A 20,651-nucleotide genomic window follows, 5' to 3' on the forward strand; every position below is an offset into this window, starting at 1 on the left:
CAAATAAAAATTTCCGAATTATGAATAACGAAAAATTACTTAGCAAAGCCAACGAACTGCACGCCCGACGGGGCGAGGTACGCGAAATTGCCGCGATTGATCTTGGTTCCAACAGCTTTCACATGATTGTTGCTCGCATCGTTAACGGCACGCTACAAGTGCTATCACGACTTAAGCAAAAAGTACAATTGGCGGAAGGATTGGATGAGCATCAAGTGTTAAGCCAAGCGGCCATTGAGCGTGGGGTAAATTGCTTGGCATTGTTTGCCGAACGTTTACAAGGTTTCCCGGCGGCTAATGTCAGCGTAGTTGGGACTTACACGCTACGTCGCGCCATTAATAACGAGGAATTTTTACGTCAAGCCGCCAATGTTTTTCCCTATCCTATTAATATCATTAGCGGCAAAACCGAAGCCAAAACCATTTATGCCGGCGTTTGTCATACTCAGCCAGAGATGGGAAGGAAATTTGTCATTGATATTGGCGGCGGATCCTCTGAGATGATTATCGGTGATAATTTCACCCCTTTAATTTATGAAAGTCGCCACATAGGCTGTGTGAGTTTTGCTAAGAAATTCTTCCCTAACGGAGAGATTTCCGAAGAAAATTTCCATCTAGCCAAACAAAGTGCACTTAATAAAATCGAAGATCTGGCATGGGAATATCGCAACTTAGGCTGGCAGTCGGTACTTGGCTCATCAGGAACTATCAAAACCGTACATCAAGTCATCTGTGAAAATATTGATCCTAACGGTATCATTACAGCTGCTCGACTGGATCAACTCATTCAACAAACTTTACTGTTTTCTCATTTTGATCAATTGAAATTTAGCGGTTTAAACCATGATCGTGCCGATGTGTTTGTTCCCGGCTTAGCGATTTTAAGAGCTATATTTGAAAATTTTCAAATCGAAAAAATGCGTTATTCTGATGGTGCACTGCGTGAAGGCGTCATGTATAGCTTGGAAAAGAATTTTCAGGTGAATAACATTCGCGAGCGTACCGCATTAGGATTGGCAGAACAATTTAATATCGACCAGGCGCAGGCAGAACGAGTATATAAAACAGCTGCTTTATTATTTGGGCAATATCACCACTGGCAAAGTCCAGAGCTCATCGATGAAATGCAAGACGTCCTCTTTTGGGCAGCACGTTTGCATGAAGTGGGCATTGTCATCAACCACAAAAATCTGCAAAAACACTCCGCTTATATTTTATATAATACGGAGTTACCGGGTTACGACAACGAACAACATCGCCTTCTCTCCACGTTAGTACGTTATCACATGGGGAATTTTAAATTGCCGGAGATGTTCAAATTCTCCCGTTATCAGGAACAAGATGTGTTGGCGCTAATTCGGATTTTACGCTTGGCTATTATCCTCAACCGCTCCCGCCAGGCTACAGAAAAGACGGAGAAAATCACCTTAAAAATCGACCGCACTTTGCACCATTGGACGTTACAATTTACGGAAAATTATTTGCAACATAATCCGTTAATCAAAAACGAATTGGCGTTTGAAAATCGCTTCTTACAAACGTTGGATCTGAGTTTATCCGCACTGTAAAACATTAAAAAAATGACCGCACTTTATTAAAGTGCGGTCTATTTATTATGTGTTTTTAACGTTGCTAATTACGCTTTAGGACCAGCCGCAATTAATGCTTTACCTTCTGCATTTGTTGCATATTTTTCGAAGTTCTTCACGAAACGACCTGCAAGATCTTTCGCTTTAGCTTCCCATTGCGCTTTGTCTGCGTAGGTGTCACGAGGATCTAAAATCGCAGGGTCTACGCCCGGTAAAGCTTTTGGAATCGCTAAATCAAAGATTGGTAACTCGCCCATTTCAGCTTTTTCGATAGAACCGTCTAAGATCGCGTCGATAATACCACGGGTATCTTTAATAGAGATACGTTTACCCGTACCGTTCCAACCGGTGTTCACCAAGTAAGCTTCTGCACCTGCCGCTTGCATACGTTTAACCAACACTTCTGCATATTGAGTTGGGTGTAAAGTTAAGAATGCTGCACCAAAACAAGCTGAGAAAGTTGGTGTTGGTTCGGTGATACCACGTTCTGTACCCGCTAATTTTGCAGTAAAGCCTGATAAGAAGTAGTACTTAGTTTGTTCCGGTGTTAATTTAGAAACCGGTGGCAATACGCCAAATGCATCTGCAGTTAAGAAAATCACTTTAGTTGCGTGACCTGCACGGGAAACCGGTTTTACGATGTTATCAATATGATAAATCGGATAGGACACACGGGTGTTTTCAGTTTTTGAACCGTCATCGAAATCAACAGAACCGTCTGCACGAACAACTACGTTTTCTAATAATGCATCACGACGGATTGCGCGATAAATATCCGGTTCATTTTCTTCAGAAAGGTGAATGGTTTTCGCGTAGCAACCACCTTCAAAGTTGAAGATACCTACATCATCCCAACCGTGTTCATCGTCACCGATTAATTGACGTTTCGGATCGGTAGAAAGCGTGGTTTTACCAGTACCGGACAAACCAAAGAATACTGCAACATCGCCATCTTTACCTACGTTAGCAGAACAGTGCATTGCACCTACGCCTTTTAACGGTAGGAAGTAGTTCATCATAGAGAACATACCTTTCTTCATTTCGCCGCCATACCAAGTACCACCGATTAACTGAACACGTTCGGTTAAGTTGAATGCCACAAAGTTTTCAGAGTTCAAACCTTGTTCTTTCCAATTCGGGTTGGTGCATTTAGACCCATTCATTACCACGAAGCTTGGTTTGAAATCTTTTAATTCAGCTTCGATTGGACGAATAAACATATTTTTCACAAAATGCGCTTGCCACGCTACTTCAGTTACGATACGCACGGCAATACGGTCTTTTTCACTGGCGCCACAGAAACCATCAATTACGAATAGACGTTTGTTGGAAAGTTGTTTAGTTACAAGACCTTTCAAGCTAGCCCAAGTTTCTTGGGTCATTGGTTTATTATCGTTTTTCGCTGCATCGGAAGTCCACCAAACAGTATTTTTGGTAGTATCATCTAACACAATATACTTATCTTTCGGTGAACGACCAGTAAAGATGCCGGTATCAACAGCGACGGCGCCGGTTGTGGTCAAAGTACCTTTTTCAAAACCTTCTAAGCCAGGTTTGGTTTCTTCTTCAAATAATTGTTCATAACTTGGGTTATAAACAACTTCTTTAACATCGTGAATACCAAGTGCTTCAAGCTCTTTAATAACTTTACTTAAGTCAGTCATAGATCACCTCTTTAGTGTTAAAAACAAAGACTGTTCCCATTCTATAAAAACTTCTACCTAAAAACTGTTATCTTGATCAAATATTTGAACATTACTTTATTTTTTTTTGCATTTTAAGGTAAATTATGACCGCACTTTCCACGGGAACTTATCATTTTTGACCCGTTCTAAGTAACACAACTCACTATACCAACCCAAAAGGAACAACATGAAATCAATAAAAGCCATTTTATTGGCCGTCTTATTTTACATTCCCGGTGTTTGGGCTGCCGATCCGGCAGACTTAAATATCAAATACAGCTCTAATTATTTAATGCCCGCCTATGTTCATTTTCAGTCAGATGGCTTTGAGTATACGATTAAAGCTAACATTAATGTGCCGTTATACAACATTCAGTTCACCTCCAGAGGCGCACAAAGTAGCAATTTTTTCAATATGTTAAGTTATAAAGACATGCGCAATGACAAACCTTATGCAGAAGCAAAAATTGCCAATCGCCAAATTGAATACGGCAAAGTGAAAGATGGCTTAAAAACCGAACCTCTCACCTTGCCAACCTACGATTTATTTACTGTCGCGTTCCAACTCAGTTATTACGACAAACTGCCGAACAGCTTCCAAATCACCAATGGCAAAAAACTCTATCCAATGGAGAATGTTGCGCTAAACACAACCAAAAAGCAGATTAAATATAACAAACAGGACGTTACCGAAATTACCTATCAGTTTAAAACTGGCAATAAAGACATTGTGGTGAAAAAACATGAAGGAGAAAAATTCCCACGTTTTATTTCCTATAATCGTGACGGCGATGAATACGAGCTGACATTTAGCGAGTTTGTCAAAAAATAAGATTTCCACAAAAAAATAAAGCCACCTTTCCGGGTGGCTTTTTGTTGCAAAAAGTGCGGTGGAAAAAACAAATGTTTTTCTGACCGCACTTTAATTCCAATCTTGTTATTTTAATTGCTGTTCAATAATGCCGCCGCCAAGACAAACTTCATTCAAATAGAACACGGCAGATTGTCCCGGCGTGACCGCAATTTGCGGTTCATCAAAAATGACTTTGATACTTTCATCGTCAATGGGTTCAATGACGCAAGGCACATCCGTTTGGCGATAACGGGTTTTCACCGTACAACGCAACGGTTCACGAATCGGTTGACGATCGACCCAATGCAATTGTTGTGCGATTAAGCCGGTAGAAAGTAAAGCCGAATGATCATGGCCTTGCGCTACAATCAATTCATTATTCACCAGATCTTTTTCCACCACATACCAAGCGTCTTCGCTTGCGCCTTTTACACCGCCGATGCCCAAGCCTTTACGTTGCCCCAACGTGTGATACATCAAACCATCATGGCGACCGATAATATCACCATCTACTGTGCGAATGTTGCCCGGTTGCGCCGGCAAATAGCGCGCTAAGAAATCCTTAAACTTGCGTTCGCCGATAAAACAAATACCGGTAGAATCCTTCTTCTTCGCCGTTACCAAGCCTAAATCCTCGGCAATGGCGCGTACAATCGGTTTTTCAATATCGCCCACTGGAAACAGACTTTGTCCCACCTGCTTACTGCTCAATGTGTATAAAAAATAGCTTTGATCTTTGTTGGTATCCAAACCACGCAATAATTGTGCGTTGTCATCTGCGCCGTGGCGACGAACATAATGCCCGGTAGCGATATAGTTCGCGCCTAAATCTTCCGCTGCGTATTCTAAAAAGGCTTTAAATTTAATTTCTTTGTTACACAGAATATCCGGATTCGGAGTACGCCCGGCCTTATATTCGTTAAGGAAATGCTCAAACACATTATCCCAATACTCTGCCGCAAAATTGATTTTATGCAACTTAATCCCGAGCTTGTCGCACACGGCCTGCGCGTCCGCTAAATCCGCGGCGGCTGTACAATAATCGGTGTCGTCATCCTCTTCCCAATTCTTCATAAACAAGCCTTCCACTTGGTAGCCTTGTTGTTGAAGAATAAAAGCAGACACGGAGGAATCTACCCCGCCGGACATGCCACAAATCACTTTTTTAGTGGCATTTTGGGCAAGTTGTTCAGCACTTAATTTTGCAAAGTGTTGATTATAAGTATTTGAAATTAACATAAGTCTCCCGTAACTTCGGTTAAGGCGAAGCACATTGGTGATAATGATTGAAAAATGGCGGAATAGCTTCCGCCCCATAAATTAAGATAGTTGCACAAAGTGCGGTTGGTTTTTAGTGAATTATTTCACTTCGTAAAATTGGCTCTGCGCTTTATTGGCGAACTTCTGTTCATATTCCGCCTTCGCATTTTCATCGCCTGCATCCAATTTTTCTTGGAGCGTATCGCAAGGCTTGTCACAGTCGCAGGCCTTTGCAATGCCTAGGGAAGATAAACCTCCGCAACTGCCTTTGAGGGCTTGACGCTTAACAATGTACCCCAATGCCATGGCTAAGATAATCAGAATAAAAACTCCGAAAGTTACTAAAAATAATTTCATAATCACTCCATAAATAGTGAAAAATTTCACCGCACTTTATGGCTAAAAACTCGATTAAAGTGCGGTTGTTTTTTCTGGTGTTTATTGTTCCAATAGTTTTTTAAACTCAGTAGACATTTCTGTACGATAGCCCTTGCTGTCCTTAATAATCATAAAGATCGGCAATTTTTCCTGCTCAGCCACCGCTAAAGCTTTCTGCTCGCCTAATACAAATAAACCGGTGGAAAGCCCGTCAGCAGTCATAGAGCTTGGCGCTAACACGGTAATCGATGCCAATGCGTGCTGAATCGGATAGCCCGTATTCGGATCAATTTCATGGGAAAAACGCACGCCGTCTTGTTCAAAATAATTACGATAATCGCCTGAGGTTGCCATTGCCACATTATTTAAACCAATGATCTGTTGAGCGGCTTGCTGGCCGTCAAAAGTCGGACGTTCAATAGCGATTTGCCACAGTTTATTTTCGGCATTTTTTCCCTTAGTACGAATCTCACCGCCGATTTCTACCATGTAGTTTTTCACATGAATACTTTCTAAATAATCGGCCACTTGATCCACCCCAAAACCTTTGGCGATAGAAGAAAGATCCACATAAAGTTGCGGTACGGCTTTTGCCAGGAAAAACTTACCGCCCTCTTCAGTAAGTGACAACTTATCAATGCCCACCCATGCCTGACGTTCGGCAATTTGTGCTGATGTCGGCCGTTTATCCACCCGCTTTTCCGGACCGAACCCCCAAAGATTCACTACCGGCCCGACTGTAATATCCAAGGCACCCTGCGTCACCTGATTTAACCGAATGGCTTCTTTAACCACTTTGGCAAGATCCGCCGAAATTTCAATAGGTGTGTTAATTTGCGTATTTTGATTAAAACGGCTGAGCTCGGAATCTTTGATGTAAGTGGACATTTTCGCATTCACATCCTTCAAGATCAGTTCGATTTGTTCATGTGCCTGTTGCGACGCCATTGAGACTTCGCCGTTGTTTGAATATTTGACGTGGTAGGTTGTCCCCATGGTTTTACCGGTGAGGGAAACAATTTCATTTTTTGCTGCCGTGGCTTGTTGTGTGTCCGCTTGTTGTGACGGATTCGGTTTATCGCAGGCCATCAGTGCCAATGCCATGGCAGCAAGTGCGAATCCGCGAACGAGAGGTTGTTTTATGTTCATAATACTTTCCTGATATTAGATGGATCACACGCAAACCAACGGTTTAAATTGGTTTGCGTGTGATGAATCAATATGAAAAACGCTGTAAATTTCGACCGCACTCCATACAAAGTGCGGTCATTTTTTACGGTGTTTTTAAACTGCAAGGCGTTAGCCGCCGAAGTCATCTAACAAGATGTTTTCATCTTCAACACCAAGGTCTTTCAACATTTTGATTACCGCAGCGTTCATCACCGGAGGTCCGCACATATAGTATTCACAATCTTCCGGTGCTTCGTGATTTTTCAGATAGTTTTCATAAAGCACATTGTGAATAAAGCCGGTGTAGCCTGTCCAGTTGTCTTCCGGCAATGGATCGGATAATGCCACATGCCATTGGAAATTCGGATTTTCCGCTTGCAATGTATCAAAATCTTCTACATAGAACATTTCACGCTTAGAACGGGCACCGTACCAGAAGGACATTTTACGTTTAGAGTGTAAACGTTTTAATTGGTCGAAGATGTGTGAACGCATTGGTGCCATACCTGCACCACCACCGATAAAGACCATTTCGGCATCGGTTTCTTTCGCGAAGAATTCACCGAACGGACCGGAAATAATCACTTTATCACCTGGTTTTAAAGACCAAATATAAGAGGACATTTGTCCCGGAGGCGCATCAGGTTGACGTGGAGGAGGCGTTGCAATACGCACGTTCAGCATGATAATGCCTTTTTCTTCCGGATAAGACGCCATGGAATAAGCGCGGATAATATGCTCGTCCACTTTTGATACATAACGCCACAGATCATATTTATTCCAGTCTTCGTGATACTCTTGCGGAATATCGAAGTCTTTATAGTAAACCGTGTGTGGTTCTGCTTCAATTTGGATATAACCACCGGCACGGAACGGCACTTCTTCTCCTTCCGGAATCGCCAATTTAAGCTCTTTAATGAAAGTCGCTTTGTTATCGTTGGAAATGACGGTGCATTCCCATTTTTTCACACCGAAGATTTCTTCCGGCAATTCAATATCCATATTGCCTTTCACGTTCACTTGGCAAGAAAGACGATAGCCTTCTTTGGCTTCACGTTTGGTGATGTGGGAAAGCTCGGTCGGTAAAATTTCGCCGCCACCGCTTTTTACCCGTACTACACATTGACCGCAGGAACCACCGCCGCCACAAGCGGAAGATACGAAGATACCCTTGCCGGCAAGTGCGCCGAGTAACTTACCGCCGGCCGGCAAAGTGATAGCTTTGCTCGGGTCATCATTAATCTTAATGGTAATGTCGCCGGAGTCCACCAATTTGGATTTCGCAAACAAGATGATTGCAACAAGCACTAAAACAATAGCTGTAAAGGCTGCAACACCAAGTAAAAGAATTGTAGTTTCGCTCATTTATGCACTCCTTATAACTGAATACCTGAGAATGACATAAAGCCGAGCGCCATTAAGCCTGCGGAGATGAATGTAATCCCTAAACCGCGTAAACCTGCCGGTACATCAGAATATTTCATTTTCTCAGTTAAGCCCGCTAATGCAACAATCGCCAACATCCAACCTAACCCTGCACCGATACCATATACGGCAGATTCGGCGAAAGTATATTCACGCTGGATGGCAAAGGATACGCCACCGAAGATCGCACAGTTTACGGCGATAAGCGGTAAGAAGATCCCCAGTGCGTTATATAATGCCGGAAAGAATTTATCTAAGGTCATTTCAAGTAATTGAACCAGACCGGCGATAATCCCAATAAACGTGATGAAGTTTAAGAAGGATAAATCCACCCCTTCAACTAAAGCACTTTCTTTTAGGACATGCTCGTATACGAATTGGTTTGCAGGAACCGCAATGCCAAGCACAACAACGACAGCAATGCCCAAGCCAAACGCTGTTGACACCTTCTTAGATACAGCAAGGAAAGTGCACATTCCCAAAAAGAAGGAAAGTGCCATGTTTTCAATGAAGATCGCCTTCACAAATAGGCTAATATAATGTTCCACTGATTATTTCTCCTGTTGCTCAGGTTTCCACGTTCTTACGCCCCAGATCACGAAGCCAATGATAAAGAACGCACTCGGTGCAAGAAGGAATAAACCGTTCGGTTGATACCAACCACCATCCTGAATCGTTTGTAATATCGGGAAACCGAACAAACGACCTGAGCCGATTAACTCACGCAAAGTCGCCACAATTAAGAGAATAGCGCCGTAACCTAAACCGTTACCGATACCGTCAACAAAACTCTCTAATGGACGGGATTTCATAGCGAAAGCTTCTGCACGCCCCATGACGATACAGTTGGTGATAATCAAACCGACGAATACCGATAATTGTTTGGATAAACCGTAAGCAAAGGCTTTTAACACTTGGTCAACCAAAATTACCAACGACGCGATAATCGCCAATTGCACAATGATACGAATACTATTCGGAATATAGTTACGAATCATTGCAATGAACATGCTGGAAAAACCGGTTACCAAACATACCGCCATTGCCATGACTAACGCCGTTTGTAATTGGGTGGTCACCGCTAATGCGGAACAAATTCCTAAGATTTGTAGTGCAATCGGGTTGTTTTTCGCAATTGGATCAAGCAAAAGTGCTCTTAAATTGCTTTTTGCATCAGCCATTATCTTGCCCCCGCTTTAAATTTTGCTAAGAATGGACCAAAACCGTTTTGACTAAACCAATAATCAAATGAGCCTTGTACGCCGTTTGAAGTCAAAGTTGCACCGGATAACGCGTCAATGCCATGTTCTTTGTCGGAAGAGGCGTTTTTGGCAATACGAATCGCCACATTTTGATTGTCATCAAACAGTTTTTTATCAACGAAAAATGCCTGCCAGCGCGGATTGGCAATTTCACCGCCAAGACCGGCGGTTTCACCTTGGTCATAATAGGTAATACCTTTAATGGTATTGGCATCTGGCGCGACGGAAACAAAACCATACATGGTGGACCATAAGCCGCGACCATACATCGGCAATACTACTTGGTTTACCGTACCTTGCTCATCTTTTACCAAATAAACCACGGCCTGTTTCGCCCGCACTTTTAAGCCTGCTTTATCCTGGTCAGCAGGAATCGGCTGACTAAGAGCGGTGTCTTTTATCGCCGCTTTCGGATCAAACTTTTCGGCTTCTTCTTTTGTTGCCTGAACGAAATCACCGCTTTGTAAATCCACCAAACGAGGCTCGATAAATTTGTTGTAAGTCTCTTTGATAACGGAAGCGTTATCTTCTTTCATTAAACCGGCAACAGTTAAAATATTGCGTTGAACGTCAAGGGCTTTTTGTTCATCCTGTTTTGATTTAAGGGCAACGGCGGCACCTGAAACCACAATAGAACAAACCAGACTCAATAACACAACAACGGTTACGGTGCCATTTACGCTATCTTTATTAAATTTAGCCATTTGTTCTTGCTCTCCGACGTTTGATATTTGCCTGAACCACGATGTAATCGAAAATCGGTGCAAATAAGTTTGCAAATAAAATCGCTAACATCATCCCTTCAGGATAAGCCGGGTTGATGGTACGAATTAACACCGCCATGACACCGATCAATGCACCATACCACCATTTACCGGTGTTAGTGAATGAGGCTGAAACAGGATCTGTTGCCATAAACACCATACCTAATGCAAAACCACCTAATACAAGGTGCCAATACCAAGGCATTGAAAACATATGGTTAGTTTCTGAACCGATTAAATTAAACAATGTTGAAGTTGCAATCATACCGATCATAACACCCGCGATAATGCGCCATGCCGCAATACGGGTGAACACAATAATCGCACCACCAATTAAAATTGCTAAGGTTGACACTTCCCCCATTGAACCCGGAATATTACCAATGAAGGCATCCATCCAAGAAATTGATTGACCGGTTACAGTATGCTGCAATGCGTCTTGGCCGCCTTGTGACCATTGTGAAAGTGCAGTTGCTCCGGAGAAACCATCTGCTGCAGTCCATACTAAGTCACCGGAAATTTGTGCCGGATAAGCAAAGAATAAAAATGCACGGCCAGCAAGCGCAGGGTTCATAAAGTTACGGCCTACACCACCAAAGATTTCTTTTGCAACAACGATACCAAAGCTGATACCAAGTGCCGCTTGCCATAATGGCAATGTTGGTGGAACGATTAAGGCAAATAAAATCGTAGAAACGAACATCCCTTCATTCACTTCGTGACCACGCACAACCGAGAATAATAGTTCCCACATCGTACATACGGTAAATACCACTAAGTAAATTGGTAAGAAGAAAATTGCACCAAGTGCCATTTTACTACCCCAGCCTGCATTTAAAGTTAAATCTAACCCTAAACCATTTGCCAACGCATAATGCCAATTGCTTGAAATCAGCTGATCTAAATTACCTAATTGATTTAACGCAGGAATTGCTTGGCTACCCACATTGTACATGCCATAAAAAATTGCAGGGAACAATGCAAGGAAAACAGTGATCATCATACGTTTTGAGTCTAACGCATCACGAACATGCGTGTTTTTGTGGGTTACCGTACCCGGTGTATAAAGCAAGGTATAAATCGATTCAAAGATCGGATAAAGCTTGCTGTATTTACCGCCCGGTAAAAACGCGGGTTCCATTTTTTCAAAAAGATTTTTCAAACCCATTTTTAACCTTCCTTCTCAATCTTATCTAAAACGTGACGCAAGATTGAACCGTATTCATATTTGCCTGGGCAAACAAAAGAACATAACGCCAAGTCTTCTTCGTCTAATTCAAGACAACCTAACGCTTGTGCGCCATCGGTATCGCCCACGATTAAATCACGTAATAATAATGTCGGTAAAATATCCAACGGCATCACACGCTCATAGCTACCGATTGGTACCATTGCACGCTCACCACCATTTTCTGCAGTGGTAAAGTTGAATAATTTTTTACTAAAATGACCCAATACGGTCCGGGTAATGGAATATTTATTTGGTTGAGGTGTAATCCAGCCAAGCAGTTCTTTTTCATTACCTTCTGCAATTACAGACACCTGCAAGGCATAACGACCTAAATAATCATGTGCACCTTTCGCGGTATTACCACAAAGTACAGAGCCTGAAATCACACGATTTTCACCCGCACTTATCTCGTCTTTGGTTAATTGAGAAAGATTTGCACCGATCACGGTACGTACCAAACGTGGTTCTTTCACTTGCGGACCGGCAAGAGAAACCACACGTTCGGTGTAAAGTTCACCTGTGGTGAATAATTTGCCGATAGCAATCACATCCTGATAATTAACATACCAAACGGTTTTGCCAATCCCTACAGGATCGATAAAGTGAATATGGGTCCCGCTTAATCCTGCCGGATGAGGACCTGAAAATTCATTAATCACCACATTACTCGCATGAGATGCCGGGATCTTATTTTCAGGCGCCTTACACAAATGAATATTTCCTTCATGTAAACGACTTAATATGGTTAAACCATTGACGAAATCTTTCTCATATTCGGAAATAATCACCGCAGGATCCGCCGCCAATGGATTGGTATCCATGGCATTTACAAAAATGGAAGAAGGTACGCCGTCTACAGCGGGAACCTTGCTGAACGGACGGGTACGAAATGCCGTCCATAAACCGGACTCTTGTAAATTTTTACGAACCTGCTCTGATGTTAAAGAGCTTAACTCGTTGGCAGCATACTTAGTGAAAGAAATGGATTCATCTCCTTCAATACGAATTACCACCGATTGCAATACTCGCTTCTCCCCGCGGTGAATTGCCGTGATAGTGCCACTCGCAGGTGCGGTAAAGATAACACCAGGGTTCTTTTTATCTTCAAAAAGCACCTGACCTTTTTTCACCACATCCCCTTCGCGAACCTTCATAGAAGGGCGCATTCCCACATACTCTTCACCAAGCAAAGCAACTTCGGTAACGGTGTTTCCGTCACGGATTACCTGCTCCGGTTTTCCTGCAATAGGAAGATCCAAGCCTTTTTTAATCGTAATCATACTGTTTGCACTACTTTTGTTAGATTAAAAATACAGCAATAACCCAATGGCTATTACCTCGTCTTGAGTGATGGTTGTTGAAATGACTAAGAGGAACTAAGGCAGAAACCACAAATGCACCAAATAATCACTCTCCAACCAATTAAAATAAAACTCAAATTCTGTTTTTTTACTTTTTTAGAGCGAAATCAAAGAAAATCTAACGCCCATAAAAAAAGGTTAAAATATTGCTAAAATAAACGCCCTATTTTAACCAAATAATAACCTTCACGCCACTTTGAAAACGGCTTGTTTGCTTATTTTTCGTGAAAAACCACAGATTCTTTGCAAAAAATCAATTTTTGATTTTTTCACAACTAATCACAAAGAGGTAATCACTGACCAACACCAAGACAATTTGGTGATTTAGGAAAACTCTGCCCTAACGCCAACCATTCTTCTTTGGTGTATAGGTGCAATGCCAACGCGTGAATACCGTTTTGCAAATCTTGCGCTAAAAATTGATAGATTTTGCGATGACGCGCAACTTTACTTATCCCCTCAAACACATCACTGACAATCACCACTTTAAAGTGTGAGCTGTCGCCGCGCCCCGAACTATGCATATGGCTTTCGTTCTCAATAGCCATAAAGTGCGGTCGAAATTCCAATGATAATCGCGTTTCCAACTCCTGCTGTTTTGACATATTAATCACTCCTAAAATCAATTATTAAGCAGCAAATACTATACAATCCACTATAAGTTTGTAAGAATAGTCCCATTCTGTTCAAACTCATCGAGGATACTATGAAATTTAATGTTAAGACTCTGGCTATCGGCTCTATTTTGCTTTCCGGCGTATTATTAACCGGCTGTCAAAGCGAACCGAATACACTTAGTTTTACACCGGCAACACCGCAAGCCACTATGAATGTCAACCAATCGGCTGTCGTTTTTGTCAGCACCCGTGATATGCGTCAAACACCTGAGATTTCCAGCTATGTAGCCGACGGCAAAGTGGTCAAATTATCTGCTTCACCAAGCGTAACCGAATTATTCCAACAGGTTGAACAACAAAACCTTATCAGCAAAGGCTTCCGTATTGGCATGGCAAATAACTCTAACGCGGCAGTGACTGTAGATGTACAAGAATTCATTGCCAAAGTTAATCAAGGCAATTTACGTTACGACATTGATAGCAAAATTCAATTGGCAATTCATGTTCAGGGGCGCCGTGGTCAATTTACCAAAAATATCAATGCCACCCGAAGCCACTCCGGCGCCTTCTCTGCAAGAAATGCCGAAATCCAAAAAGTATTGGGTGAAACCTTTAACGAAGTGGTCCAATCCATTTACATGGACCAAGAAATCACCAATGCAATTAATCAATATGCAAATTAAAAAACACTGCTAAAAATGACCGCACTTTACCAATGTAAAAAGTGTGGTGAAAGTATTGAGCATTTCTAATTAATTGGCTTAACAAATAAAAATCACGCATAAATCCTCACCAAGATTTATGCGTGATTTTTTATTTACCTTATCACTAATTAAACCAGACATTAGAAAGACAAAAGCCGCTAATTACTTAGCGGCTCTCTAGAATTTGGCTCCTCCTGCTGGACTTGAACCAGCGACATATGGATTAACAGTCCACCGTTCTACCGACTGAACTAAGGAGGAATAGTGGTGCCTCGAGGCGGAATCGAACCACCGACACGGGGATTTTCAATCCCCTGCTCTACCGACTGAGCTATCGAGGCAACTCATCAGTGGTGCGTATTAAACGTTTTTTTCGATTTCAAGTCAACATCTATTTTTAAAAAATCCGAAATAATTAACTTGTTTGCACATTTAACAAGCGAAACGTATATAAATGCTACATTTATCGAGAATTTTTTATTTCTTATATAAAACACGAAGCCCGCTCAACATCCGTTAAGCGGGCAATTAATCTCACGAAAGATCTGGATTAACGTCTTACGCGGTAACTCTTTTGTGCCTTATCCACTTTCACCAGATAATTACGAGCCTGCGCAGACGGATGGCTGGTAGTCAATATGCGATAAACCTGCTCAGGATACAGTTGATTAATTTGCATAATCGCTGCATCTTTATCGTCATTGAATACCCGCAACACGGCACCTGCACCACTGTTATAAGCTGAAATCATCGCAAAGCGTTTTGATGTCGGATTGCTGATACCATCTAAATATTTATTTTGTAACAACCATAAATAAGCTGCCCCGGCATCAATATTTTTCTCCGGATCAAATAAATAACTCTTGCTCGGCTGACCACTTAACCCTTTCATTTGGAAAATATCACGTCCTGCGGTATGCGGCACCACTTGCATTAAGCCCATGGCGTTAGCATAACTAATCGCATACGGGTTAAAACTCGATTCCGTTTGCATAATCCCGAGGATCAAACTCTCATCCAAGCCATAACGACGAGCCACTTTACGTACAATCGGAATATATTTTTGTGCACGCACTTCCACATGGTTGGCAATCATTGGGATCACCACAAATTGCACTTGATTACCGTTCGCTAAACGACGGGTTTGCAATTTATTCTGAATTAAATAAGTCGCAAAATTGCTAGCTGTAAATTGATTGGCAATTGAACCGCCTAAATTATCAATGACCTGCCCAACCAAGAACGGACGATTACTAATCGGCACATCACCGGAAGCAAATAAATCGATCCCGTTAGCATCAGAACCCATTAACAATGTGTGCACGATGGAATTATGCAATCGATTCAAATCCGCTTGCGTTTCAATGGTAATCAAACCTTCGTCAAAACTCACATGGCTACGGGTGTAATATTGATCGGTATATTTCACATAGTCTTTACGACTTGCTACCAATAATTCGTTTACCCCCCAAATGCGGTCAATATTATTCGCAAATTGCCCGGTTAAAATATCCAAGCCGCGCGTATCTTTCGCAAAGGCCTCGTCATAATCTAATCCCTTGTGATGAGAACTTCCGCCACCACAAGCATACAAAAACGGAATTAACGCCAGAATTAAATACTTCTTCATCTTACTTCGCTTCAGGTGGGGTATAACCTTCAATATGAACATCTTTGCCTTCAAACAGGAAACTCACCATTTCTTGCTCTAACAATTTACGATGCTCTACGTTCATCATGTTTAATTTTTTCTCGTTAACCAACATGGTTTGTTTTTTCATCCATTCGCCCCACGCTTGTTTACTAATGGAATCGAAAATACGTTTACCCAATTCGCCCGGATATAATTGAAAATCCAAGCCTTCCGCTTCTTGTTTTAAACGTTCACAAAACACCATTCTTGCCATAACGATTCCTTACATACTGAGTTAACAAATTCTTCACCGGCGTGGCGAGGCCGATGGGATCGGGATTTTGCGGATCATACCAATATTTGACCGCACTTAATAGCGCGGATTGATATTGATTTTGCTTTTCAGCCACTTTTTTCCAATCGGAACGATCCACATCCTCGGGATTTGTTTGATCGTCAAATCGGGCATAAATCGGATAAATATCCAAATGAAAATGACTGAATGTATGGCGAAATGCCGCCCACTCTTGATATTGCTGAATTCCGTTTGATGCCAGATACGCCAATAATTCCTCTTTATCGGCAAATTGCGGAAAACAATATAACCCGCCCCACAAACCGGCATTTTCCCGCTGTTCCAACGCGACTTTACCGTCTTTTTCCAATAGCAAAAAATAACTGTCCCGCTCCGGCAACGCTTTCTTCGGTTTTTTCCCCGGATACGCCTGCCAATTTTGTTCGGCATTCGCTCGGCAATTTGACTGCAATGGACAAAGACCACACTTCGGTTTGGAACGGGTGCACACCATCGCGCCAAGATCCATCATTGCCTGATTAAAATCCGCCACCTGAGTATTCGGCGTCACCTCGCCCGTCAGCTGCCATAGGCGATCTTCCGTTTTCTTCTCCCCCGGCCAACCGTTCACCGCAAAATAACGGGACAACACCCGCTTCACGTTGCCGTCTAAAATGGCATAAGGTGCATTTAAACAAGAGGACAAAATTGCACCTGCCGTGCTGCGCCCCACGCCGGGTAAGGCCAACACCTGTTCAAATTCTGTCGGAAATTTGCCACAGTATTGATCACGCATCACTTGTGCCGCTTTATGTAAATTGCGCGCCCGTGCGTAATAACCTAAGCCCGTCCATAAATGCAACACTTCGTCTAACGGCGCATCGGCAAGTGCGGTCAAATTCGGGAACGTTTTCACAAATCGCTCAAAATAAGGAATTACCGTCGCCACTTGCGTTTGCTGCAACATAACTTCCGACAACCAAACGCCATATAAAGTTTTATTTTGTTGCCAAGGTAAATGCTTACGCCCAAACTTGTCATACCAAGTCAGTACAGCCTGCGCAAAAGGCGCATTTGGAGTTGATTGTGCCAGCATAACTTCCTAATAATTCAATAAAAGTGCGGTCGATTTTTGTTACGTTTTTTCCAAAACCCCGCCAAATCAAAATCGTCAAAGTTTAACACAAAGGCAACGTCTTGTTGATTCCTTGCCGGCAAAATTGCCAAGGGTACGGAAACAGCCTATAATCAGCCGCTACTTTTTAGTACATTCTATTTTCCGTTATCCCATAAATCACAAAATTTCATGTTAGAAAAACAATCTCAAGAACAGATTCCAACGACCTTTGCCGATCAAAAACGTAAAACTGTCGAATCTGCCGAATTCACCGCCGATGGTCGTTATAAAAGAAAAGTACGCAGTTTTGTGCTACGTACAGGCCGTTTAAGCGATCATCAAAAAAACGCTATGAACCAAAACTGGGCAACATTAGGTTTGGATTACCAACCACACCCATTTGATTTCAAAAGTATTTATGGAAACGATAATCCCGTTATTTTGGAAATCGGCTTCGGTATGGGCAGTTCCCTTGTGGAGATGGCGGCACAAAATCCCGACAAAAATTACCTAGGTATTGAAGTACATACGCCGGGCGTCGGTGCCTGTATTGCTTACGCGGTGGAAAAAGGCGTGACGAACCTGCGTGTGATTTGTCACGATGCCACCGAAATTCTACGTGACAGCATTGCCGACCAAAGCCTTGGCGGTTTGCAACTATTCTTTCCGGATCCGTGGCACAAAGCCAGACACCACAAACGTCGTATTGTGCAACCGCACTTTATTGACAGTCTATTGAACAAATTACACGCGGGAGCTTTCATTCACATGGCGACCGATTGGCAAGATTACGCCGAACATATGTTGGAAGTGTTACAGCAATATCCGCAGTTGCGTAACACGTCTGCCAACAACGACTATATTCCACGTCCTGATTTTCGTCCGTTAACCAAGTTTGAACAACGCGGTCATCGCCTAGGACACGGCGTGTGGGATTTATATTTCATCAAACCTTAACAAAAGGAAACTCATCATGGCTATCAAACGTAACCAAAGACAACGCAAAAAAATGCACCTTGCCGAATTCCAAGAATTAGGCTTTTTAGTGAAATGGCAATTCGCCGAAGGCACATCCGTTGAACAAATCGACAATACCGTTGACCGCTTCATCGCCGAAGTTATTAAACCTAACGGATTGGCCTACGAAGGTAGCGGCTATTTACACTGGGAAGGCTTGGTTTGCTTAGAAAAAATCGGCAAATGTGATGCCAACCATCAAGAATTGGTGAAAAATTGGTTAACCCAAAATGGCTTGCAACAAATTGAAATCAGCGAATTATTTGATATTTGGTGGGAATACCCGGCCGGAGCATAATTCAAAGATGCTTTTCAATATGTTGTAAAAAAAGGGCGTATGTGATTATACGCCCTTAAAAAACATTGCTAAAAAAGACCGCACTTTATGCTTTTCAGATCAAAGTGCGGTCTTTTTTTAATCCACATGCCCGCTTAAGAAACCACCGCTTTGGTGTTGCCATAATTTGGCATAGAGACCGTTTTGTTCGAGTAATTCAGCATGAGTACCTTGTTCCACGATTTGTCCGTGATCCAACACAATCAGACGATCCATCGCGGCAATCGTAGATAAACGGTGAGCGATGGCGATAACGGTTTTGTTTTCCATCATTTTATCCAAACTTTCCTGAATCGCCGCTTCCACTTCAGAATCCAGCGCGCTGGTGGCTTCGTCCAATAACAAAATCGGCGCATCTTTTAACATCACGCGGGCGATGGCAATACGCTGGCGTTGTCCGCCGGAGAGTTTCACGCCACGTTCGCCAACATGGGCATCATACCCTTTGCGTCCCTGCGCATCGCTTAAAAACGGAATAAAATCCGCCGCTTCGGCACGTTCAGCGGCATCAAACATTTCCTGCTCGGTGGCACTTGGTCTGCCGTACACGATGTTATCACGCACGGAACGGTGCAATAACGACGTATCTTGCGTCACCAAGCCGATTTGACTGCGCAGGCTTTCCTGTTGCACGTCCATGATATTTTGCCCGTCAATGGTGATAGTGCCTTGTTGCGCTTCATAAAAGCGTAAAAGCAAATTCACAATCGTGGATTTACCCGCGCCGGAACGCCCAATCAATCCCACTTTTTCACCCGGTTTAATGGTTAAATTAAAATGGCTCAACAAAGGTTTTGCCGGATCATAGGCAAAGCTCAGGTCGTTAAATTTAATCTCGCCACGCGTAACATTTAACGGTGGGCAATTTGGTTTATCCAAAATAGTTTGCGGCTTGGTCAGCGTATTCATACCGTCATTTACCGTACCGATATTTTCAAACAAGCGTGCCGATTCCCACATAATCCAACGGGACAAGCCATGAACGCGCAACGCCATCGCGGTGGATGTGGCAATGGCACCGACGCCGACCAACCCTTGTTGCCATAGAAGTACACCAATGATTGCAGTACTTAGAATCAGCACGACGTTGTTAATATAAGTCAAGCTGTCTAGCGAGGTTGCCAAACGCATTTGGGCGTGCACTGTAACCATAAATTCTTCCATAGAACGTTTGGCGTAACCCGCTTCACGAGCACCGTGAGAAAACAATTTTACGGTAGCAATATTGGAATAGGCATCGGTGATTCGCCCCGTCATTAATGAACGGGCATCAGCCTGACGCTGGGCCGTTTTGGAAAGTCGCGGAATCAAGAAACGCAAAATGGTGATAAACAGCACAATCCAAACGAAGAAAGGCACGAGAAACCAACTATCCAATGATGCCAACACCAAGCCCGAGGTCACAAAATACACCACCACATAAACCAACATATCGGCGATAGTGAGCACGGTATCGCGCACCGCAAGAGCGGTTTGCATCACTTTCGCGGAAACGCGTCCGGCAAATTCGTCTTGGTAAAAACTTAAACTTTGTCCCAACATCAGACGATGGAAATTCCAACGCAGGCGCATTGGGAACACACCTTGTAAGGTTTGCAGACGCACGGAGGAGGCTAAAAACAACCAAATAATGCTGAAGACTAACAAGCCCCCCATTCCCATGAGTAAATGGCCTTTTTCCTGCCATAAGGTTGTCGGTGTATAAGCCCCCAACCAATCCACCAACAAGCCCATAAATTGGAACAACATGGCTTCCATCACGCCGTTTCCAATCGTCAGTACCGCTAACAGCAAAATCCAACCTTTCATGCCCTCGATGCTCGACCAAATAAAGCGGAACAAACCGTTTTCCAGCGTTTTCGGCGATTGATCGGGATAGGGGTTCAAGCGATTCTCAAACCAACTAAAAATTTTATTTAACATCACGTCTTTCCTTAAAAACAAAAGGCAACT

At 42.8% G+C, this 20,651-nt stretch carries 20 protein-coding genes and 2 tRNA genes; 5 read left to right on the forward strand and 17 right to left on the reverse strand.

Going from position 1 to position 20,651, the window contains the following annotated elements; translation table 11 throughout:
* Nucleotides 1–20: 20 nt before the first annotated feature.
* Nucleotides 21–1,568: a Ppx/GppA phosphatase family protein gene (locus EL144_RS00620; protein WP_005702826.1), complete on the forward strand. Its 1,548-nt coding sequence runs from the start codon at nt 21–23 to the stop codon at nt 1,566–1,568.
* A gap of 68 nt (nt 1,569–1,636) precedes the next feature.
* Here the strand turns inward: EL144_RS00620 and pckA are convergent, their stop codons facing one another.
* Nucleotides 1,637–3,253 (reverse strand): phosphoenolpyruvate carboxykinase (ATP), encoded by a 1,617-nt coding sequence (pckA, locus tag EL144_RS00625; protein WP_005702827.1) that lies wholly within the window; start codon nt 3,251–3,253, stop codon nt 1,637–1,639.
* Between the two features lie 208 nt (nt 3,254–3,461).
* Between pckA and EL144_RS00630 the strand changes: the two genes are divergently transcribed.
* Nucleotides 3,462–4,106, forward strand: a complete 645-nt coding sequence (locus EL144_RS00630; protein ID WP_005702828.1) for a hypothetical protein — start codon at nt 3,462–3,464, stop codon at nt 4,104–4,106.
* 105 nt (nt 4,107–4,211) lie between these two features.
* Here the strand turns inward: EL144_RS00630 and mnmA are convergent, their stop codons facing one another.
* The 10 genes from mnmA to EL144_RS00680 form a co-directional block, all read right to left on the reverse strand.
* Nucleotides 4,212–5,366 (reverse strand): tRNA 2-thiouridine(34) synthase MnmA, encoded by a 1,155-nt coding sequence (mnmA, locus tag EL144_RS00635; protein ID WP_005702829.1) that lies wholly within the window; start codon nt 5,364–5,366, stop codon nt 4,212–4,214.
* A 120-nt stretch (nt 5,367–5,486) separates the two neighbouring features.
* Nucleotides 5,487–5,744: a (Na+)-NQR maturation NqrM gene (nqrM, locus tag EL144_RS00640; protein WP_005702257.1), complete on the reverse strand. Its 258-nt coding sequence runs from the start codon at nt 5,742–5,744 to the stop codon at nt 5,487–5,489.
* 81 nt (nt 5,745–5,825) lie between these two features.
* Nucleotides 5,826–6,914, reverse strand: coding sequence for an FAD:protein FMN transferase (locus tag EL144_RS00645; RefSeq protein ID WP_005702831.1), 1,089 nt, complete (start codon nt 6,912–6,914; stop codon nt 5,826–5,828).
* A gap of 150 nt (nt 6,915–7,064) precedes the next feature.
* Nucleotides 7,065–8,300 (reverse strand): NADH:ubiquinone reductase (Na(+)-transporting) subunit F, encoded by a 1,236-nt coding sequence (gene nqrF / locus EL144_RS00650; protein ID WP_005702832.1) that lies wholly within the window; start codon nt 8,298–8,300, stop codon nt 7,065–7,067.
* Between the two features lie 11 nt (nt 8,301–8,311).
* Nucleotides 8,312–8,908 carry an NADH:ubiquinone reductase (Na(+)-transporting) subunit E gene (gene nqrE / locus EL144_RS00655; protein WP_005542957.1) on the reverse strand — a complete coding sequence of 199 codons (597 nt, stop codon included), beginning with the start codon at nt 8,906–8,908 and terminating at the stop codon, nt 8,312–8,314.
* A 3-nt stretch (nt 8,909–8,911) separates the two neighbouring features.
* Nucleotides 8,912–9,541 carry an NADH:ubiquinone reductase (Na(+)-transporting) subunit D gene (locus tag EL144_RS00660; RefSeq protein ID WP_005702834.1) on the reverse strand — a complete coding sequence of 210 codons (630 nt, stop codon included), beginning with the start codon at nt 9,539–9,541 and terminating at the stop codon, nt 8,912–8,914.
* Nucleotides 9,541–10,326 (reverse strand): Na(+)-translocating NADH-quinone reductase subunit C, encoded by a 786-nt coding sequence (locus EL144_RS00665; protein ID WP_005702835.1) that lies wholly within the window; start codon nt 10,324–10,326, stop codon nt 9,541–9,543. The genes EL144_RS00660 and EL144_RS00665 overlap by 1 nt, the downstream gene beginning before the upstream one ends.
* Nucleotides 10,319–11,554, reverse strand: coding sequence for an NADH:ubiquinone reductase (Na(+)-transporting) subunit B (locus tag EL144_RS00670; RefSeq protein WP_005702836.1), 1,236 nt, complete (start codon nt 11,552–11,554; stop codon nt 10,319–10,321). Before EL144_RS00670 ends, EL144_RS00665 begins: the two co-directional genes overlap by 8 nt.
* Nucleotides 11,555–11,556: 2 nt before the next feature.
* Nucleotides 11,557–12,897 carry a Na(+)-translocating NADH-quinone reductase subunit A gene (locus EL144_RS00675; protein ID WP_005702837.1) on the reverse strand — a complete coding sequence of 447 codons (1,341 nt, stop codon included), beginning with the start codon at nt 12,895–12,897 and terminating at the stop codon, nt 11,557–11,559.
* Between the two features lie 374 nt (nt 12,898–13,271).
* Complete coding sequence (locus tag EL144_RS00680) at nt 13,272–13,583, reverse strand: BolA family protein (RefSeq protein WP_005702838.1); 312 nt, start codon at nt 13,581–13,583, stop codon at nt 13,272–13,274.
* 101 nt (nt 13,584–13,684) lie between these two features.
* Between EL144_RS00680 and EL144_RS00685 the strand changes: the two genes are divergently transcribed.
* A complete protein-coding gene (locus EL144_RS00685) occupies nt 13,685–14,278 on the forward strand; it encodes a YajG family lipoprotein (protein WP_005702839.1) in 594 nt (197 codons plus the stop codon).
* A 206-nt stretch (nt 14,279–14,484) separates the two neighbouring features.
* Here the strand turns inward: EL144_RS00685 and EL144_RS00695 are convergent.
* The 5 genes from EL144_RS00695 to mutY form a co-directional block, all read right to left on the reverse strand.
* Nucleotides 14,485–14,560 (reverse strand) — tRNA-Asn (locus tag EL144_RS00695).
* 4 nt (nt 14,561–14,564) lie between these two features.
* Nucleotides 14,565–14,640: transfer RNA gene (locus EL144_RS00700), tRNA-Phe, on the reverse strand.
* 209 nt (nt 14,641–14,849) lie between these two features.
* Nucleotides 14,850–15,929, reverse strand: coding sequence for a membrane-bound lytic murein transglycosylase MltC (mltC, locus tag EL144_RS00705; RefSeq protein WP_005702841.1), 1,080 nt, complete (start codon nt 15,927–15,929; stop codon nt 14,850–14,852).
* Between the two features lies 1 nt (nt 15,930).
* The gene (locus EL144_RS00710; RefSeq protein ID WP_005702246.1) at nt 15,931–16,206 is read right to left on the reverse strand and encodes an oxidative damage protection protein; all 276 of its coding nucleotides are present in this window, start codon (nt 16,204–16,206) and stop codon (nt 15,931–15,933) included.
* Nucleotides 16,184–17,323 (reverse strand): A/G-specific adenine glycosylase, encoded by a 1,140-nt coding sequence (gene mutY, locus EL144_RS00715; RefSeq protein WP_050332624.1) that lies wholly within the window; start codon nt 17,321–17,323, stop codon nt 16,184–16,186. The genes EL144_RS00710 and mutY overlap by 23 nt, the downstream gene beginning before the upstream one ends.
* A gap of 210 nt (nt 17,324–17,533) precedes the next feature.
* Here mutY and trmB point away from each other — a divergent pair, with 210 nt between their 5' ends.
* Together trmB and EL144_RS00725 are read left to right on the forward strand one after the other, a co-directional pair.
* Nucleotides 17,534–18,301 carry a tRNA (guanosine(46)-N7)-methyltransferase TrmB gene (gene trmB, locus EL144_RS00720; protein WP_005702847.1) on the forward strand — a complete coding sequence of 256 codons (768 nt, stop codon included), beginning with the start codon at nt 17,534–17,536 and terminating at the stop codon, nt 18,299–18,301.
* Between the two features lie 16 nt (nt 18,302–18,317).
* On the forward strand, nt 18,318–18,659 hold the full coding sequence (locus tag EL144_RS00725; RefSeq protein WP_005702849.1) for a YggL family protein: 342 nt from the start codon (nt 18,318–18,320) through the stop codon (nt 18,657–18,659).
* A gap of 117 nt (nt 18,660–18,776) precedes the next feature.
* On the opposite strand, the gene EL144_RS00730 is transcribed toward EL144_RS00725, so the two are convergent.
* Nucleotides 18,777–20,621, reverse strand: coding sequence for an ABC transporter ATP-binding protein (locus EL144_RS00730; RefSeq protein WP_005702850.1), 1,845 nt, complete (start codon nt 20,619–20,621; stop codon nt 18,777–18,779).
* Nucleotides 20,622–20,651 lie beyond the last annotated feature (30 nt).

Source organism: Aggregatibacter aphrophilus ATCC 33389, assembly GCF_900636915.1.
GTDB classification, from domain to species: domain Bacteria; phylum Pseudomonadota; class Gammaproteobacteria; order Enterobacterales; family Pasteurellaceae; genus Aggregatibacter; species Aggregatibacter aphrophilus.

Bases quoted from the DNA above. Each gene is read 5' to 3' on its own strand.
- EL144_RS00620 (WP_005702826.1), top strand. From the start codon at position 21: ATGAATAACGAAAAATTACTTAGCAAAGCCAACGAACTGCACGCCCGA.
- pckA (WP_005702827.1), bottom strand. From the start codon at position 3,253: ATGACTGACTTAAGTAAAGTTATTAAAGAGCTTGAAGCACTTGGTATT.
- EL144_RS00630 (WP_005702828.1), top strand. From the start codon at position 3,462: ATGAAATCAATAAAAGCCATTTTATTGGCCGTCTTATTTTACATTCCC.
- mnmA (WP_005702829.1), bottom strand. From the start codon at position 5,366: ATGTTAATTTCAAATACTTATAATCAACACTTTGCAAAATTAAGTGCT.
- nqrM (WP_005702257.1), bottom strand. From the start codon at position 5,744: ATGAAATTATTTTTAGTAACTTTCGGAGTTTTTATTCTGATTATCTTA.
- EL144_RS00645 (WP_005702831.1), bottom strand. From the start codon at position 6,914: ATGAACATAAAACAACCTCTCGTTCGCGGATTCGCACTTGCTGCCATG.
- nqrF (WP_005702832.1), bottom strand. From the start codon at position 8,300: ATGAGCGAAACTACAATTCTTTTACTTGGTGTTGCAGCCTTTACAGCT.
- EL144_RS00660 (WP_005702834.1), bottom strand. From the start codon at position 9,541: ATGGCTGATGCAAAAAGCAATTTAAGAGCACTTTTGCTTGATCCAATT.
- EL144_RS00665 (WP_005702835.1), bottom strand. From the start codon at position 10,326: ATGGCTAAATTTAATAAAGATAGCGTAAATGGCACCGTAACCGTTGTT.
- EL144_RS00670 (WP_005702836.1), bottom strand. From the start codon at position 11,554: ATGGGTTTGAAAAATCTTTTTGAAAAAATGGAACCCGCGTTTTTACCG.
- EL144_RS00675 (WP_005702837.1), bottom strand. From the start codon at position 12,897: ATGATTACGATTAAAAAAGGCTTGGATCTTCCTATTGCAGGAAAACCG.
- EL144_RS00680 (WP_005702838.1), bottom strand. From the start codon at position 13,583: ATGTCAAAACAGCAGGAGTTGGAAACGCGATTATCATTGGAATTTCGA.
- EL144_RS00685 (WP_005702839.1), top strand. From the start codon at position 13,685: ATGAAATTTAATGTTAAGACTCTGGCTATCGGCTCTATTTTGCTTTCC.
- mltC (WP_005702841.1), bottom strand. From the start codon at position 15,929: ATGAAGAAGTATTTAATTCTGGCGTTAATTCCGTTTTTGTATGCTTGT.
- EL144_RS00710 (WP_005702246.1), bottom strand. From the start codon at position 16,206: ATGGCAAGAATGGTGTTTTGTGAACGTTTAAAACAAGAAGCGGAAGGC.
- mutY (WP_050332624.1), bottom strand. From the start codon at position 17,323: ATGCTGGCACAATCAACTCCAAATGCGCCTTTTGCGCAGGCTGTACTG.
- trmB (WP_005702847.1), top strand. From the start codon at position 17,534: ATGTTAGAAAAACAATCTCAAGAACAGATTCCAACGACCTTTGCCGAT.
- EL144_RS00725 (WP_005702849.1), top strand. From the start codon at position 18,318: ATGGCTATCAAACGTAACCAAAGACAACGCAAAAAAATGCACCTTGCC.
- EL144_RS00730 (WP_005702850.1), bottom strand. From the start codon at position 20,621: ATGTTAAATAAAATTTTTAGTTGGTTTGAGAATCGCTTGAACCCCTAT.